Raw genomic sequence first — 15,784 nt, 5'->3', positions numbered from 1 at the left:
GAGCTGGACGGTTCCGGAGGCCGTCGGCGTCTGATCTCGACCCTCGACCCACAGGGGACGCCCATGACCACGAGCTCCGATGTGAGCCACGACGCCCCGGAGGCGACCGGCACCGGGCTGCCCTCCGCCACGCTGGGCGGTGAGCAGAAGCGTTCGATCGAGCAGATCACGCTGCTGCTCTTCATCACCGTCCCGTTCCTCGCGCTGCTGGCGGCGGTGCCGCTGGCCTGGGGGTGGGGGGTGAGCTGGCTGGATCTGGGCCTGCTGGTGTTCTTCTATTTCCTGGGCTGTCACGGCATCACGATCGGTTTCCACCGGCATTTCACCCATGGCTCGTTCAAGGCGAAGCGGCCCTTGAAGATCGCGCTGGCGATCGCGGGGTCGATGGCGGTCGAGGGGCCCCTGGTCCGCTGGGTCGCCGATCACCGCAAGCACCACAAGTTCTCCGACCACGAGGGCGATCCGCACTCGCCGTGGCGGTACGGGGAGACGGTTCCGGCGCTGATGAAGGGCCTGTGGTGGGCCCATGTCGGCTGGATGTTCGACGAGGAGCAGACCCCGCAGGACAAGTACGCGCCGGATCTGATCAAGGATCCGACGATGCGCGGGATCTCCCGTCAGTTCGTGCTGTGGACGACGGTGTCGCTGGCGCTTCCGGCGCTGATCGGCGGCCTGGTGACCCTGTCGTGGTGGGGAGCGGTCACCGCGTTCTTCTGGGGTTCACTCGTTCGGGTGGCTTTGTTGCACCACGTGACCTGGTCGATCAACTCGATCTGCCATGCGGTGGGCAAGCGCCCGTTCAAGTCGCGGGACCGCTCGGGCAACGTGTGGTGGCTGGCGGTCCTGTCCTGCGGCGAGTCCTGGCACAACCTGCACCACGCCGACCCGACCTCCGCCCGGCACGGGGTGGAGCGCGGCCAGCTGGACTCCTCGGCGCGGATCATCCGCTGGTTCGAGCAGCTCGGTTGGGCGTACGACGTGCGCTGGCCGTCACGCTCGCGTATCGATTCCCGCCGCAACCCCGACAAGGACCGCTCCCGGCGCCGTAAGGAGACCGCCGAGGCGGCATGATTGACGGCGTGGCCACCGACTCCGACAGCATCCCCAGCAACGACAAGCCGCGGCGCGCGCGTCGTACCCGTATGACCGGTGCCGAGCGCCGCCAGCAGCTGCTGGAGATCGGTCGCACCCTGTTCGCGGCGAAGGGCTTCGAGGCCACGTCGGTGGAGGAGATCGCGGCGAAGGCCGGGGTGTCCAAGCCGGTGGTGTACGAGCACTTCGGTGGCAAGGAGGGCCTGTACGCGGTGGTGGTGGACCGCGAGATGCGGCGGCTGCTGGACATGGTGACCAGCAGCCTGACAGCCGGCCACCCGCGTGAGCTGTGCGAGCAGGCGGCCTTTGCCCTCCTGGACTACATCGAGGAGTACACGGACGGCTTCCGCATCCTGGTCCGCGACTCCCCCATCCCGCAGTCGACGGGTTCCTTCGCCTCCCTGATCTCCGACATCGCCACCCAGGTGGAGGACATCCTGGGCCGCGAGTTCAAGTCCCGCGGCTTCGACCCCAAGCTGGCCCCGCTGTACGCCCAGGCCCTGGTCGGCATGGTCGCCCTGACCGGCCAGTGGTGGCTGGACGTCCGCCGCCCGAAGAAGGCGGAGGTGGCGGCCCACCTGGTGAACCTGGCCTGGCACGGCCTGGACGGGCTGGAACCGAAGCCGCGGCTGATCGGTCACCGCAAGTCCTAGGCGAGGGGCTCCAGGAACTCCAGGCGGTTGCCCGCGGGGTCCTCGGAATAGAAGCGCTTGTGGCCCGGCAGGTTGTCGTCCCAGGTGATCTGCGCCCCGCGCGCCTGCAGCCGGGCGGCGTAGGCCTCGATGGCCGTCACCCGCAAGCCCGGGTGGGCCTTCTTCGCGGGCCGGAAGTCGTCCTCAATGCCCAGGTGGAGCTGGACGGCACCGGCCTGGAACCAGCAGCCGCCGCGTGCGGCCAGGACCGGCGGCTTGGGGATCTCCTCCATGCCGAGGACGTCGACGTAGTACGTACGCAGGTCGTCCTCGGAGCCGGGCGGGGCGGCGAGCTGGACGTGGTCGATCGCGCTGAGCACGGTTCACGCCTCCTTCGTGGCGACCGCGAAGATGCGGCGGAAGGGGAACGGGGTGCCGTGCGGGCCGGCCGGGTAGGCCTCGCGCAGGGCGGTGCGGTACTCGGCCAGGAACTCCTCGCGTGCCGCCGGGTCGTCGGCGAGGGCGGTGAGGATTGGCCGCAGCCCGGTGCCCTTCACCCAGTCCAGGACCGGATCCTCGCCGGTCAGCAGATGGACGTACGTCGTCTCCCACACGTCCGCCGTGCAGCCGAGCGCGGTCAGCTTCTCCAGATAGGCCTCGGGGGTGAGCACCACGTCCTCGTGGCGCAGCACGTCCGCGAGGCGGTCGCGCCGGCGGGCGGAGTGAGCGAGCTCGCGCATCAGCCGGTGGCTGGGGGCGGAGAAGTTGCCGGGCACCTGGAAGGCGAGGGTGCCGCCGGGGCGCAGCCCCGCCACCCAGTCGGCGAACCGGCCGGCGTGCCCGGGCACCCACTGCAGGGTGGCGTTGCTGACGATCAGGTCGTACGGCTCGCCGGGCGTCCAGGTGCGCACGTCGGCGTGGGCGAAGTCGAGGCGTCCGCCGCCGGGGGTGGGGCCCTGGTGGTCGACCACGGCCTTGTCGAGCATCTCGGGCGAGTTGTCGTAGCCGGTGATGTGCGCGGTGGGCCAGCGGCCGGCGAGCAGGACGGTGACGTTGCCGGGGCCGCAGCCGAGGTCGGCGACACGGGGCGGGCGGGACCCGCCGGGGAGGTCGGGGACGCGGGCGAGCAGGTCGGTGAAGGGGCGGGCGCGGTGACCGGCGTGACGCAGGTACTGGGCGGGGTCCCAGGCGGGGGTGCGGGCGGACATGTCGGCCTCCTCGACGTGCGCGGCGGGCTGCGATCACCACTCTCCCGTGACGAATGTCTCGACGTCAAGAGAGTCGACATCAAGAGACTTCACATCGACACAACCACTACACTGATCGCCATGGAGGACGAGGTCGATCGGCTGGTCGCAGCGTGGCGCCGGGAACGTCCGGACCTCGACGTGGAACCGCTCGAGGTGCTGAGCCGGGTGAGCAGGCTGGCCCGGCACCTGGACCGCGCGCGGCGGCTGGCCTTCTCCGAGCACAGTCTGGAGCCCTGGGAGTTCGACGTCCTGACGGCGCTCCGGCGCACGGGAACGCCGTACCAGCTCTCACCCGGACAGCTGCTGAACCGGACCCTGGTCACCTCGGGCACGATGACCAACCGCATCGACCGGCTGGCGAAGAAGGGCCTGGTGGAACGCCTGCCCGACCCCAACGACCGGCGCGGTGTACTGGTCCGCCTGACGGAGGAGGGCCGGGACCGCGCGGACCGCTCCCTGGCGGAGCTGCTGGACCAGGAGCGGGCGATCCTCGCGGAGCTGTCGTCCGCGCAACGGGCCGAACTGGCAAGCCTGCTACGCCAGTTGACCGCCCCGTTCGACAACGTCCCCGGTTAGCCCGGCAGACCCCGGGCCGGTGGGCCCCAGGCCGTTGGGCCCCAGGTCGGCGGGTCCGACCCCCGCGCGGCGGGCGAGGGCGACGGCGGCGAGGGTGGAGTGGACGCCGAGCTTGCCCAGGACGTTCTGCATGTGGGTGCGGACGGTGTGCGGGGACAGGTACAGCCGCTCGGCGACGGCCTTGCGTCCGAGCCCGGCGACCATGCAGCGCAGCACCTCCCGCTCGCGCGGGGTCAGCGACTCCACCAGGCGCTCGCTCTCGGTGCGGTGCTTGCGGGCAGCGGTCAGCTCCCGCAGTACGCCGGTGAGCAGGGCCGGCGGCAGGTGGGTCTCGTCGCGCAGCACACCGCGGATGACGGTGAGCAGCCGGGACAGCGAGCAGTCCTTGGCGACCCAGCCGCAGGCTCCGGCCTGCAGGGCGAGCGCGGCGCGCCGCGGGTCGTCCTTCTCGGCCAGGACGACGACCCGCACCGCGGGCTGGGCACCGCGCACCCCGGCGACCAGGGAGATCCCGTCCACCAGCCCGTCCTCCTCGCCCTCCCGCACGGGAACGGCGGGCCGGGCTCCGGGGGCACTCCCGCCGAGGTCGGCGTCGACGAGCATGACGTCGAAGCGGCGGCCCTCGGCGGCGGCCCGCTCCAGACAGCGCAGCGCGGCCGGCCCGGACCCGGCGGCGGAGACGTCGACGTCGGGCTCGGCGGCCAGGGCGGCGGCGAGCGACTCGGCGAAGATACGGTGGTCGTCGACGACCAGGACTCGGATGCGAACCATGGAAGACCCCCTTCCCCAAGCTCCTGGCAGAGCAGGGGATTCCCTTCGTCAAAAGTGCGTCAAAGAACGCCTCGGAGAACCTGACGGAGAACGCCGGCCGACGCGGCCCCGACGCCTCTCGCCCCCCTGACCGGCACCGGCCCCCACCGGTACCGCTCCTCAGAGTACGGGCGGTGACCGGCAGGGGAAGGCAATTCGCAGAACTGACCGCCGTACGCGTTTAAGGTGTGCCGCATGTTCCGTATCGAGGCAGAAGTCGACAAAGAGCGCCGCAATCTGCTCCGCTCCCGCCTCCGCGACACGAACACGGCGGCCTCCCCGGTCATCGCCGCCCTGCGCAGAACTCCCGCCGCACGTGAAGTCCCCCTGCACATCTGGGCGTCGGACGAGTCGGGGGACCTGGCCGGCGGCCTGGTGGGCCACACCTGGGCGACCTGGCTGCACGTCACCCACCTCTGGGTCGACACCCCCCACCGCGGCGCGGGCCTCGGCTCCCGCCTCCTCAAGCGGGCCGAACGCATCGCCCGCGACAAACGCGACTGCAGGACCGTACGCCTGGAGACCTGGGACTTCCAGGCCCCGGACTTCTACCGCCGACACGGCTACGAGGTGGTCTGCGCGATCCCCGACTACCCCCCGGGGATCACGGAGTACACGCTGGTGAAGCGGCTGCGCTGAGCGGCCGGGTCAGCCGTACCAGGTCACGTTGCAGACGTGGACGCAGTCGTGACGCGGGACGGCGAGAAAGCTGATGAAGCCACGGCCGCCGAGCAGGTCGAACTCCGGAGGCCGCCTTCCCGGTCTGTGGGGCGGCCGACGCGCACGGAGTCGGGTCCGAGCGCGGCGAGTTCGGTGGCGAGCCGTTCGACTTCCGCCACGACCCCGACGGGAAGCCTCTCGGTGACGTACTCCGCGCTCGGGTTGTAGTCCCACGTCCAGTCGCTCACAGGCCCGCCTCGGCCTCGGCAGCCTGCCGGATCCGCCGGATCTCGGCGATGGCGGCGTCCGGCTCCTGATCACCGGCGTCCACGATCCGTTCCAGCTCACGCAGGCGGGCGGCCCGCTGCGGGTGTCGCTCGATCGCGACGAAGACGGCCCACGAGTGCACGAAAGCCCGCAGTGGCGCCAGGCTCTGCGTCTGCTGGGCGTTGGTGGTGGCCTCGAAGAGGTGCCGGGTCAGCGCGGCCACTCGGCTCGGAGCGATCCGCGCGACCGCCGCCCGCAGCGCATCGGGCGTCAGTTCGGGCATGGGGATCAGCGGCCCGTTCGGGCCGTCGGGCTGAGCACTCACGGAGACCTCCGGCGCGGGGCGCGGTCTTTCGCACGCGGCGCCCATGGTTCCTCGCGTGGGCGGCATCTTCCGCCTGCCCGTCCACGGTAGCCGCCGCATTCGACCCACGTCATCACAAAGGGTGACCATCGTCCCGATGGCGTGACCGCCGCGGGGCCGTATGCCTCAGCGGGCCGGCACGGCGGCGCGGACCGCCTGGTGGACGGCCCGGGCCAGGCGGGCGCCCCACAGGGAGCGGGGGCCGGCGAAGGCGTGGACGTCCTCGCCGGGGACAGGGGTGTGCGCGGCGACGCACACCGCGTCCGTGGGGGTGCCGGAGCAGTTGTGGCCGGTGTCGAGCAGGGCCTGGACCTTGGCCTCGGTGGCGGTGGCGACCGCGTTGACCAGGGCGGCGTCGGTCAGCGCCACGGGGAGGGCGACGATGATGTTGATCGTGCCCGGCTGCGCGGGCAGGGCGGTGCCCTCCGTCGGGGAGGCGGCCCAGCCCCGCACGTTGACGCCCGCGGTGACGACCGCCTCGGCGCCGCCGTCCTGTGCGTGGGCGTGGCGGGAGACGTCGGCCGCCGTCATCAGCCCCACGCCCAGTCCCTCCACGCCGGCCTCGACGGCCAGTTCGGCGAGGTGCCGGTCCGGGTCGGTGCGCCGGTAGCCGTGGGCCACCTGGGCGTTGAGGACCCAGCCGCGCTCGCCGATGCCGCCGCCGAGCACGGCGCTGCTGACCATCCGCCGCCCCGGGCCCGCCGTCCACAGCAGCGCGTGCAGCCGCTCACCGTCCTCGGAGCGGCTCAGCAACCGCGCGGAGCGCAGGCCGGTGGTCGTGGCGGACGGGGGAAGGACGGCGGTCACCGGTCATGGCTCCTTGCGGTGGGGAACCGGCCGATCGTACGCGGGGCCCGGTGCGGGCGTGCGCCTGGGCCTCATGGACGCATGGGCGACCCGCGCGGTCAGCACACGGATTCCCGTGGCCCGGTGGTCCGGTGGCGATCTCGGCCCAGACCGTCAGACCGCCGCCCGTCCGGTGGGTTCCCCAACGGGTGGCCGGCGCGTCGGTGATGAGCAGCCCGCGTCCCCGCTCGCTCTCCGGCGAGGGCACGGACCCGGGGGCGGAGCTTGTACCCGCGTCGGTCACACCGATGGTGACCGCGGCGGGATACAGCGCGCAGCCAACAACGAATGCCTGGAGGTGGCCCTCCCCCTCACGTGGGTGGGCATACATGACTCCAAAGCCTCCAATCGACGTGGACTCACCGTGAGCACACGCGCGTTCGCCCTGTTCATCGAAGGACTGAGGGACGTACTGCCGGCTTGAGCAGGTGCAGGGGGGTGCCTCCTCTGAAAAGTGAGAGCACCTCGGCTTCCAGTGTTCACTGGCCGCTCATTTGAGTGCGCGAGTGACATTCACCTGCCGGGTGGTCGCGCGATGCGGGGGGGGTGTCTCACAGGATGGCCGACATGCGGCTTACCGGAACGCAGCAAGCAAGGTCGCTCACGCCACGAGGCGGCACACGATCCGTTGCGGCCAGGTACCGTGAAGCCGAGACCGTGAAAGGAGCCCCGGCCACCATGACTGCACACCTGGCAGACTCCGGCCCGCCCCACCTCCCCGCCATGCGCACCATTGGCGAACTCCGCGCTGCCCTGACCATGGGCTACGGCTTCCCCGGCGATGCCGACGACTTCGAGGCCGAACTGGCCCGCGAGATCAACCACGCCGACCCTGCCGATCTCAGCGGAGTTGTCCGTCTGGCCGAGGAGTTCCGCGGCCGGATCATCGCCCGCCAGGATCCCGACTTCGACTCCGCGGTTGCCACTGCCATCGCCGACATTCGCGCCGCACGAGGCATCGCTCGGTGACCGAGAGCCAGCAGTCGGTCATCGCCGAGATCACGAATGAGGCCCGCGTTCGCTGTCAGGCCATCGACGAAGGAGCTCTCGAAGCCGTCGAGGCCCTGCGTGCCGAACTGGAGAAGAACCCGACACTCGGCCGACCGGCCCGCAGTGCCATCGGGGACATGAGGCTCTACACGACACGGCTCGAAGCCACGGACAAGTGTCCGGCTCTCACTGTCACGTACGTCTACGACGCCCCGCCGCCCGAACCCGGACTGGTCCGCATCGCCCTCGTGTCCCCGGTCCGCTTCGCGGGCGGCGGCACCGGGTTCTGACGCCCGACGCAGCCGCATCCCGGCAGCAGATGTCAGTCCAGCCGCCGTGCCCCCGCTGAGGGCACCGCCTCGAAGACGCGTGGGGTCCTGTAATCCGCCGTGGTGAAGGCCTCTTCGACTGCCTTGGTGAGTGGCTGGACGTCGGACTCCTCCGCGAGCACGATCGCCGAGCCGCCGAAGCCGCCGCCGGTCATCCGGGCGCCGAGCGCGCCGCTCGCCAGGGCCGTGTCGACGACCAGGTCCAGTTCCGGGCAGGAGACGCGGAAGTCGTCGCGCAGGGAGGCGTGGCCCTCGGTCAGGACAGGGCCTATGGAGCGCAGGTCGCCTGATTCCAAGGAGGAAATCACTCGTTCGACCCGGGCGTTCTCCGTTATCACGTGACGGACCAGGCGGGTTACTTCCTCGTCCTCCGCCAGGCGTTCCAGGGTCGCGTCCAGGTCCGTGCAGGGGATGTCGCGCAGGGCGTCCACGCCCAGCAGGGCCGCGCCCTTTTCGCAGCCGGTGCGGCGTTTGCCGTACTCGCCGTCGCTGTGGGCGTGTTCGACCCGGGTGTCGACGACCAGCAGGCGCAGGCCCTCGGCGGCCAGGTCGAAGGGGATCTGGCGCTGGGACAGGTCGCGGGTGTCCAGGAACAGGGCGTGGCCCGGCTCGCAGCAGGCCGAGGCCGTCTGGTCCATGATGCCGGTGAGGGCGCCGACGTAGACGTTCTCCGCGCGCTGGCACAGGCGGGCCAGCTGCCAGCCCCTCAGGCCCAGGGAGTAGAGGTCGTTCAGGGCCAGGGCGACCACGACTTCGAGTGCTGCCGAGGAGGACAGGCCGGCGCCCGTGGGGACCGTCGACGTCAGGTGGATGTCCGCGCCCGTCACCTCGTGGCCCGCCTCGCGCAGGGCCCAGACCACACCCGCGGGGTAGGCGGTCCAGGTCCGGTCGGACTCCGGGGTCAGGTCGGCGAGCCGTAGCTCCACGGGTGCTCCCGGCGCGTCCGCCGAGTGCAGGCGCAGTACGCCGTCCGCGCGGCGCGCGACCGCGGCAGAGGTGACGTGCGGCAGCGCGAAGGGCATCACGAAGCCGTCGTTGTAGTCGGTGTGCTCGCCGATGAGGTTGACGCGGCCCGGCGCCGCCCAGACTCCCTCCGGTGCGGCGCCGTACAGCTCGGTGAAGCCTTCCCGGACCTCAAGTACCCCCACTTACCTCTCCCTTGTGCTGTGCTGGGCGAACTCCCAGGCGTCCGCGACGATACCCGCGAGGTCCGCGCGGGACGGGTGCCAGCCGAGCTTTTCGCGGGCGGCGGAGGCCGAGGCGACCAGGACCGCCGGGTCGCCGGCCCGGCGCGGGGCCACGACCTCGGGGACGGGGTGGCCGGTGACCTGCCGGACGGTCTCGACGACCTCGCGGACGGAGAAGCCGCTGCCGTTGCCGAGGTTGCAGATCAGGTGCTCGCCCGGGACGGCCGCCCGCAGGGCGAGGAGGTGGGCCTCGGCCAGGTCGGCGACGTGGATGTAGTCGCGTACGCAGGTGCCGTCCGGGGTCGGGTAGTCGTCGCCGAAGACGGAGATCGCGTCCCGGCGGCCCTGCGCGACCTGCAGGATCAGGGGGATCAGGTGCGACTCGGGGTCGTGGCGCTCGCCGTACGTCCCGTAGGCGCCGGCCACGTTGAAATAGCGCAGCGAGACCGCGCCCAGGCCGTGGGCCGCCGCCTCGCCGGTGATCATGTGGTCGACGGCGAGCTTGGAGGCGCCGTAGGGGTTGGTGGGCCGGGTGGGGGCGGTCTCGACGATCGGGACCTGCTCCGGTTCGCCGTACGTGGCCGCCGTGGAGGAGAAGACCAGTTTGCGCACTCCGGCCTCGCGCATGGCGGCGAGCAGGGCCATCGTGCCGCCGACGTTGTTCTCCCAGTACTTCTCCGGCTTCACCACCGACTCGCCCACCTGGGAGAAGGCGGCGAAGTGCAGCACCGCGTCGAAGCTGGAGTCCACCCATTTGGCGGCGTCGCGGATGTCGCCCTCGACGAAGGCGGCGCCGGCCGGCACGCCCTCGCGGAAGCCCGTGGAGAGGTTGTCGAGCACGACGACCTCGTGGCCGGCCTCCAGCAGATGCTGGGCGACCACACTGCCGACGTAGCCCGCGCCGCCCGTCACCAGGTATTTCCCGCTCATGAACTCGCTACCTCTCGCAGTCGCTCGGCCGCGCGCTCGGGCGGCACGTCGTTGATGAACACGCTCATGCCGGATTCGGAACCGGCGAGGAACTTCAGCTTGCCGGAAGTCCGGCGAATGGTGAAAAGCTCGACATGCAGTGCGAAGTCGTCGCGCGTCACTCCGTCGAACTCCTCCAGCGCGCCGAACGGGGCCTGGTGCCAGGCCGCGATGTACGGCGTGGGAGGTTCGTCCGCGAAGCCCTCCCCTCCGTCCCACCCGACGAAGATCCGGTCGAAGCGTCTCAGCAGTTCCAGGTAGATCCTGGGGAATTCCGTGCGGGCCGCCTCGTCGAGTGCGAGCAGGTCGGGGACGCGGCGTCTGGGGTACAGGTGGACCTCGTAGGGCCAGTGCGCCGCGTACGGCACGAAGGCCACCCAGTGTTCGCCCTCCAGGACGACCCGCTCGTCGGCGAGTTCGCGCTCCAGGACCGCGTCGAAGAGGTTCCCGCCGCCGGTGGCCTCCTTGTGGGCCGCCAGTGAGCGCAGCATCAGGGCGGTGCGCGGGGTGGTGAAGGGGTAGGCGTAGATCTGGCCGTGCGGATGACCCAGGGTCACGCCGATCTCGGGCCCGCGGTTCTCGAAGCAGAACACCTGCTCGACGGCGGGCAGGTGCGACAGCTCCGCCGTGCGGTCCGTCCAGGCGTCCAGGACCAGCCGCGCCTGCTCCTCGCTCAGGTCGGCGAAGGAGGCGTCGTGGTCGGAGGTGAAGCAGACGACCTCGCAGCGGCCCGAGTCGCCGGCCAGCGACGGGAAGCGGTTCTCGAAGACCACCACGTCGTAGGACGAGTCGGGGATCTCACTCAGCCTTCCGCCCCGGGACGGGCACAGGGGGCACTCGTCGGCGGGCGGGTGGTAGGTGCGGCCCTGGCGGTGGGAGGCGACGGCGACCGCGTCGCCGAGCAGGGCGTCCCGGCGCATCTCGGAGGTGGTGACCGTGCGCTCCAGGGGGCGCTGGTCGGCCGTGCCGCGCACGATGTCGTCCCGCAGGTCGTAGTAGATGAGCTCACGACCGTCGGCCAGCCGGGTCGAGGTCTTCTTCACTTCGGACTCCCTACCTGGTCCCCGGGCCCGCACCCGTCAGCACCCAATCACCCACCCAACAGAATTAAACATAACACGCCACAACCGATCATCTGTGGGTACGGTGGAGTAGGGCGCGGTGAGTGCGGTGAATGAGGCGAGTGGGGGTGAGCGCGGTGAGCAATGCGCGGTCGCTTGTACGCCGACACCCGGTGACAGGTGCTGCCGCGGCTACATCGGGCGCGGCGCCCGGTCCAGCAGACCCGTGCGGGCGGCCAGGGCCGCTGCTTCCAGGCGGGAGCCCACGCCCAGTTTCATCAGGACGCGTTGGACGTGGGTGCGGGCCGTGCTGGGGGCGATGCCCATGCCGGCCGCGATCAGACGGGTGTCCTCGCCCTCGGCGACCCGGACCAGGACCTCCACTTCACGCGGGGTGAGCATCTGCAGGAGGCGCTGCCCCTCGTCGTCCGGCTGGGCGGCGGGGTTCAGCAGCTCGCTGAAGGCGCCCTGGAGCAGTTGCGGGGCGATCGCCGCCTCGCCCGCCCTGGCCTTGATGATCGCCCGCTCGACGCCCTCGATGCGCTCGTCATGACGTACGTAGCCCGAGGCGCCCGCGGCGAAGGCGGCCGCGATGCCGCGCGGGGACGGGACCGGCCCCAGGACGACCACCGCGACCTGGGGACGCTCCCGTTTGATCTTCACCACCGGGTCGAACGTGCCCGGCTCGGCCGGTGCCGCCGTCCCCAGCAGGCACACCTCCGGCGCGCGGCTGATCACGACGTCGGCCGCGCCGGCGGCCGGTGCCGCCGCGGCCAGCACGCGGTGTCCGCGCAGCTTCAGCGCCGAGGCCAGTGCCTCGGCGAGCAGTCGGTGGTCGTCGACCACCATGAGCCGCACTCCCATCGAGCCCCCCAGTCCCCCCAGCGGATGCCCACAGCCCTACGGGCAGTGGCCCCCCGGCACACCCGCCCTTCATGCCCTCGGAAGCTACACGCTTGTTCGACGTCGCGCTGCCCCTACTGGCGAGAAGTGCCCCGGATCGGCGGAGTTTTCGGCATTCCTCTCCATGGAGGGTCATTGAGGGGGTCACTGAGGGGTCAATGACGGGGCAGTGAGGGGGCAGCGTGGCAGGTCAGTCGTTCGTGCCGAGGGCCATCACCAGGTACTGCCTGTCGGTGCCCGACGACACCGACTTGCGGACGTAGGTGTCCGCCATGTAGAGGCGGCCCTGGGAGTAGAGAACCTCCGAGAAGTCCGGAGACATGGTCCTCTCCACGTTCCGCACGGCCTCGCCGGAGGGGTTCTCCATCAGCTTGGTCGCCTTGAAGCTGCTGCCGTCGATGCTCACGACCTGGCCGCCCTTGTCGTAGGGCGGACTCTTGTAGGCGATGAGGTTCCCGCCGTCCATGCGCAGCGGGTAGAGCTGGTAGCCGTCGCCCGCGTCCGCGCGCTGGCCGGTCTGCTTGCCGGTGCCGAGGTCGAACGCGACGATCTCGTTGGTCCTGGTGAACTCGCCGGTTCCGGCGTGCCGCTCGGTGGCGAGGTACAGCCGGTCGTTGCCGACCACGAGGTTCGAGCAGTACTCGATGTCGCTGCTGCGCGAGCAGCGGAACGTGTACCTGTCGCGGGGCGTCGAGATGTGGGTGCGCAGCTCACCGGTCCGGTTGTCGACGGAGAAGAAGTCCGAGATGCCGTTGCGCTCCCCGACTTCGGCGGCCACGACGAGCGGATCGGTCGAGACGACCACCGCGGTCTCGATGCCCCGCGACATCTTGTACTCGGAGATCACCTTCCCGGACTTCGGGTCGATGGTCTGGATGTGCAGCTGACGCTGGTCGTGCGGGCCGCACTTGCGCACCGCGACCAGCTTCTCGCCGCCGCCGTAGCCGGCGTCGTAGCAGGTGTCGTCAGGCTTCGGGAGCCACAGGGCCTTGCCGTCGGCGATGTCGAAGGCGGCGCCGCCCCTGAGACTGCCCACGGCGACCGTACCGGCGCTGACGGTGACGTTGTCCAGGTTGCTGACCTCGTCACCGGACTTGATCGTCTGCGTCCACAGCTTCTTGCCGGCGGCGAGGTCGATCGCCGCGATCTGGCTGCAGCCGTGGTAGGGCTTGTCCTTGGTCGGCATGGCGGGCTCGTGGAGGATCGCCGTCCTGTTGTCGGAGGTCATGCGACGGCTGACCTCGCACACCGGGCCGGGCAGCTTCACGGTCCACAGCTTGGTGCCCTTGTCGGGGTCGTGGCCGACGATCTCGGCGATGCCGGTCTTGGCGTACACCTTGTCGGTGAGCCAGGAGCCGGGGGTGGAGACCGTGTCCGTCACTTCCGGCATCGGCACCTGGAAGAGGACCTTGGAGGCGGGGTCGGAGGGCACCTTCTCCTTGCCTCCGGCCGTGGTGCCGCCGTCCTTGCCGCCGGTGCCGCCGCTGGAGCTCGCGGTGTCCTGCTTGCCGTCGCCGCCGGACGACTTCGAGTACCAGACGCCCGCGCCGACGATCAGCGCGATCGCGACGACGGCCGAGACGATGATCGCCAGCTGGGCGTTGTTGCCCTTGCGCCCGCCGCCCGGCTGTCCGGCCTGCGGCTGCATCGGTACGGTCTGCGGCTGGCCGGGATATCCGTGGCCGGGCTGCGGGGCGCCGTACGGGCCCGGCTGCTGGGCGTACGGGTTCGGCTGCTGGGCGTACGGGTTCGGCTGCTGACCGGGGTAGCCGTAACCCGGGGGCGGCTGGGGGGCGGACTGTCCCTGAGGGGCCTGCGGGTAGCCGTAGCCGGGCGGGGGCTGCGGCGGGCCCGCCGGAGGGGCCGGGGACGGGGGTGTCTGCGGGGCGCCCTGCGGCGGCTGGGGCTGCTGGGGTGCCTGCGGGTAGCCGTAACCCGGCGCCGGCTGGGGGGACTTGGTCAGGTCCGGGCCGCCCGCGGAAGGCGCGGGCTGGGGCGGCTGGTCCTGAGGCGGGCCGAAACCACCCTGCTGCGGCGGCTGGTCGGGCTGCGGGGGCGGCGGCTGGGTCATGACGGGGACACCTCGGGGGTACGGGAACGGCGGCGGGACGACGGGGAAGCCAGGTGGCCGGAACGGCGCGCGGGCGCCGGCCGCACGGGGCGGCCGGCCCGGCTCACTTGCCGTAGGCGAGCATCAACTTCTCCTTGCTGTCGCTCCTCCCGCTCAGCCGGGTGGTGGAGATGTAGAAGCGCCCGTCGACCCAGTCGACGTCCTTGGAGAAGAACCCGCTCTCGATTCTCACGGTGCCCTCCGGGTTCTGCAGCAGCTTCACCGGGGTGTGGTCCGAGCCCGCCGTCGGCACGGACACGACCTGGCCGCCGGTGTCGTACCACGCCTCGGCGTACGCGATGAGCTGCCCGTTCTCCACCCTGATCGGCATCATCGAGGTGTTCGTCGGGGACTTCACGCGCCACTTCTCCTTGCCGGTGGCCAGGCTGATCGCGACGATCTCGTTGGGACCGGTGGTGGCCTTGGTGGGCAGGTAGAGGGTTTCGGCGTCGGACGCGACCGCCTTGCAGCTCTGCAGGTTGCGTATGAGGAAGGACAGGCCGCACTCGGGGTTGAAGGCCGCCTTGGAGTCGACCTGGGAGCGGATGGAACCGCCGCTGTTCAGCGTCGAGATGTTCCAGTGCTTGCGGTCCTTGTCGGTCGAGTAGAGGACCACCGGGTCGACGGAGAAGACGCGCTGGACCTCCCAGTCCTTGGGGATCTGCTTGGTCCACTTGACCTTGCCGGTGGCGGGGTCGAGCTCCTGCACCTCGTCGTGCGCGTTCGGCGCGCCGGCGGCGCAGGACGAGACCGAGATCAGCCGGGCGCCGCCGGCGAAGGCGCCGGGGAAGCAGGCCTGGCCGTAGCGCTTCTTGTCGTAGAGCTTCCTGCCGCTGTCGATGTCGTACGCCGTGCCCGACTGCGAGCGGCCCACCATCAGGGTCTTTCCGGTCACGGTCAGCGTGACGTCGAGCGCGCTGTCGAACAGCTCTCCCTCGGAGACCTCGGCGCTCCAGCCCTTCTTGCCGGTGTTCAGGTCGAGTTGCTGGATCCGGGTGCACTTGGCGCGGTCGCTGCTGCCGTTCATGTAGGCCACGACGACCTTGTCGTCGGCGGTCTTCTGCGGCGTCACCGCGCAGATCTTCTCCGGGAAGGCGGCCGGCTCCCAGGTGGGCCGGCCGTCGCCGACGTTGTAGGCGAAGACCTGCTTGTACGCGGCCTTCACCGCCGCCTTGTCGGTGATCCACATGCCGGGGGCGTCGGCACCGAGGCCGGGGGCGTCGGGCGCCTCCTTGTACCAGAGCACCTTGGCCTCGCCGGCCTGGCGGCCCGCGTTGAGGTCCTCCGGGTCCGTGTCGCCGTCGCCGCTGCCGTCACCGGGGTCGACGGGGGCGTCGGAGGCGGCGGGCCCCGAGGGCTTGGAGCCGTCGCTCTTCTCGGCGACCGGCGTCTTCTTGTCGTCACCGCTGCCGGTGACGGCCCACACGGTGGCGCCGGCCACGAGCAGGGCGGCCACCACGGCGCCGATGACGGCGGCGGGCTTGCCCTTGAACGGGTTGCGGGAGCCGCCGCCGGGCGGCGGGGTCCCGGGCGCGCCCGGGACCTGCGGCTGCGGATAGCCGTAGCCGGGCTGCGGCCCGTACGGCCCCGGCTGCTGCGGCTGCCCGTGGGGGCCGGGCGCGGCGGGGGCGCCGTACGGCCCCGGCTGGGCATACGGGCCGGGCTGGGCGTAGGGGCCGGGCTGCTGCGGGTAGCCGTAGCCGGGCTGAGGCTGCGGGGGGCCCGCGGGCGGGGGCGG

General features: G+C 71.3%; 17 protein-coding genes. 6 read left to right on the top strand and 11 right to left on the bottom strand.

Annotated elements, in window-relative coordinates:
• Positions 1–63 precede the first annotated feature (63 nt).
• Positions 64–1,071 carry an acyl-CoA desaturase gene (locus DEP02_RS31020; RefSeq protein ID WP_112470996.1) on the top strand — a complete coding sequence of 336 codons (1,008 nt, stop codon included), beginning with the start codon at positions 64–66 and terminating at the stop codon, positions 1,069–1,071.
• The gene (locus tag DEP02_RS31015; protein WP_112470995.1) at positions 1,068–1,745 is read left to right on the top strand and encodes a TetR/AcrR family transcriptional regulator; all 678 of its coding nucleotides are present in this window, start codon (positions 1,068–1,070) and stop codon (positions 1,743–1,745) included. Before DEP02_RS31020 ends, DEP02_RS31015 begins: the two co-directional genes overlap by 4 nt.
• Here DEP02_RS31015 and DEP02_RS31010 read toward each other — a convergent pair.
• Positions 1,742–2,104: a VOC family protein gene (locus DEP02_RS31010; RefSeq protein ID WP_112470994.1), complete on the bottom strand. Its 363-nt coding sequence runs from the start codon at positions 2,102–2,104 to the stop codon at positions 1,742–1,744. The two genes, DEP02_RS31015 and DEP02_RS31010, sit on opposite strands and share 4 nt — an antisense overlap.
• A 3-nt stretch (positions 2,105–2,107) precedes the next feature.
• Positions 2,108–2,932 (bottom strand): trans-aconitate 2-methyltransferase, encoded by an 825-nt coding sequence (locus DEP02_RS31005; RefSeq protein ID WP_112470993.1) that lies wholly within the window; start codon positions 2,930–2,932, stop codon positions 2,108–2,110.
• Positions 2,933–3,052: 120 nt separating this feature from the next.
• Here DEP02_RS31005 and DEP02_RS31000 point away from each other — a divergent pair, with 120 nt between their 5' ends.
• Positions 3,053–3,550: a MarR family winged helix-turn-helix transcriptional regulator gene (locus DEP02_RS31000; protein ID WP_112470992.1), complete on the top strand. Its 498-nt coding sequence runs from the start codon at positions 3,053–3,055 to the stop codon at positions 3,548–3,550.
• Here the strand turns inward: DEP02_RS31000 and DEP02_RS30995 are convergent.
• A complete protein-coding gene (locus tag DEP02_RS30995; protein ID WP_112470991.1) occupies positions 3,509–4,321 on the bottom strand; it encodes a LuxR C-terminal-related transcriptional regulator in 813 nt (270 codons plus the stop codon). The two genes, DEP02_RS31000 and DEP02_RS30995, sit on opposite strands and share 42 nt — an antisense overlap.
• A 234-nt stretch (positions 4,322–4,555) precedes the next feature.
• Here DEP02_RS30995 and DEP02_RS30990 point away from each other — a divergent pair, with 234 nt between their 5' ends.
• The gene (locus DEP02_RS30990) at positions 4,556–4,999 is read left to right on the top strand and encodes a GNAT family N-acetyltransferase (RefSeq protein ID WP_112470990.1); all 444 of its coding nucleotides are present in this window, start codon (positions 4,556–4,558) and stop codon (positions 4,997–4,999) included.
• Between the two features lie 265 nt (positions 5,000–5,264).
• Here DEP02_RS30990 and DEP02_RS30980 read toward each other — a convergent pair whose 3' ends face one another.
• Both DEP02_RS30980 and DEP02_RS30975 read right to left on the bottom strand, forming a co-directional pair.
• The gene (locus DEP02_RS30980) at positions 5,265–5,612 is read right to left on the bottom strand and encodes a DUF6247 family protein (protein ID WP_112471010.1); all 348 of its coding nucleotides are present in this window, start codon (positions 5,610–5,612) and stop codon (positions 5,265–5,267) included.
• A gap of 165 nt (positions 5,613–5,777) precedes the next feature.
• A complete protein-coding gene (locus tag DEP02_RS30975) occupies positions 5,778–6,458 on the bottom strand; it encodes an adenosylcobinamide amidohydrolase (protein WP_112470989.1) in 681 nt (226 codons plus the stop codon).
• A 717-nt stretch (positions 6,459–7,175) separates the two neighbouring features.
• On the opposite strand from DEP02_RS30975, the gene DEP02_RS30965 reads away from it, so the two are divergent.
• Both DEP02_RS30965 and DEP02_RS30960 read left to right on the top strand, forming a co-directional pair.
• Positions 7,176–7,466 carry a hypothetical protein gene (locus DEP02_RS30965; protein ID WP_112470988.1) on the top strand — a complete coding sequence of 97 codons (291 nt, stop codon included), beginning with the start codon at positions 7,176–7,178 and terminating at the stop codon, positions 7,464–7,466.
• Complete coding sequence (locus DEP02_RS30960; protein ID WP_112470987.1) at positions 7,463–7,777, top strand: hypothetical protein; 315 nt, start codon at positions 7,463–7,465, stop codon at positions 7,775–7,777. Before DEP02_RS30965 ends, DEP02_RS30960 begins: the two co-directional genes overlap by 4 nt.
• Positions 7,778–7,809: 32 nt before the next feature.
• Here the strand turns inward: DEP02_RS30960 and galK are convergent, their stop codons facing one another.
• The 6 genes from galK to DEP02_RS30930 form a co-directional block, all read right to left on the bottom strand.
• Positions 7,810–8,964 carry a galactokinase gene (gene galK, locus DEP02_RS30955; RefSeq protein WP_112470986.1) on the bottom strand — a complete coding sequence of 385 codons (1,155 nt, stop codon included), beginning with the start codon at positions 8,962–8,964 and terminating at the stop codon, positions 7,810–7,812.
• Positions 8,965–9,933 carry a UDP-glucose 4-epimerase GalE gene (galE, locus tag DEP02_RS30950; protein ID WP_112470985.1) on the bottom strand — a complete coding sequence of 323 codons (969 nt, stop codon included), beginning with the start codon at positions 9,931–9,933 and terminating at the stop codon, positions 8,965–8,967.
• Complete coding sequence (galT, locus tag DEP02_RS30945; protein ID WP_112470984.1) at positions 9,930–11,015, bottom strand: galactose-1-phosphate uridylyltransferase; 1,086 nt, start codon at positions 11,013–11,015, stop codon at positions 9,930–9,932. Before galT ends, galE begins: the two co-directional genes overlap by 4 nt.
• A 210-nt stretch (positions 11,016–11,225) precedes the next feature.
• Positions 11,226–11,897, bottom strand: coding sequence for a helix-turn-helix transcriptional regulator (locus tag DEP02_RS30940; protein ID WP_112470983.1), 672 nt, complete (start codon positions 11,895–11,897; stop codon positions 11,226–11,228).
• A 229-nt stretch (positions 11,898–12,126) separates the two neighbouring features.
• Positions 12,127–14,007, bottom strand: a complete 1,881-nt coding sequence (locus tag DEP02_RS30935; protein WP_112470982.1) for an outer membrane protein assembly factor BamB family protein — start codon at positions 14,005–14,007, stop codon at positions 12,127–12,129.
• Positions 14,008–14,110: 103 nt separating this feature from the next.
• Positions 14,111–15,784 (bottom strand): outer membrane protein assembly factor BamB family protein (locus tag DEP02_RS30930; RefSeq protein ID WP_112470981.1); only part of this gene is annotated, 1,674 nt, incomplete at its 5' end.

This window comes from Streptomyces triticisoli, assembly GCF_003270085.1.
In the GTDB taxonomy this organism is placed as follows: domain Bacteria; phylum Actinomycetota; class Actinomycetes; order Streptomycetales; family Streptomycetaceae; genus Streptomyces; species Streptomyces triticisoli.
Note: the sequence above shows the minus strand (reverse complement) of the source record. Positions and strands in the feature narration are given on the sequence as shown.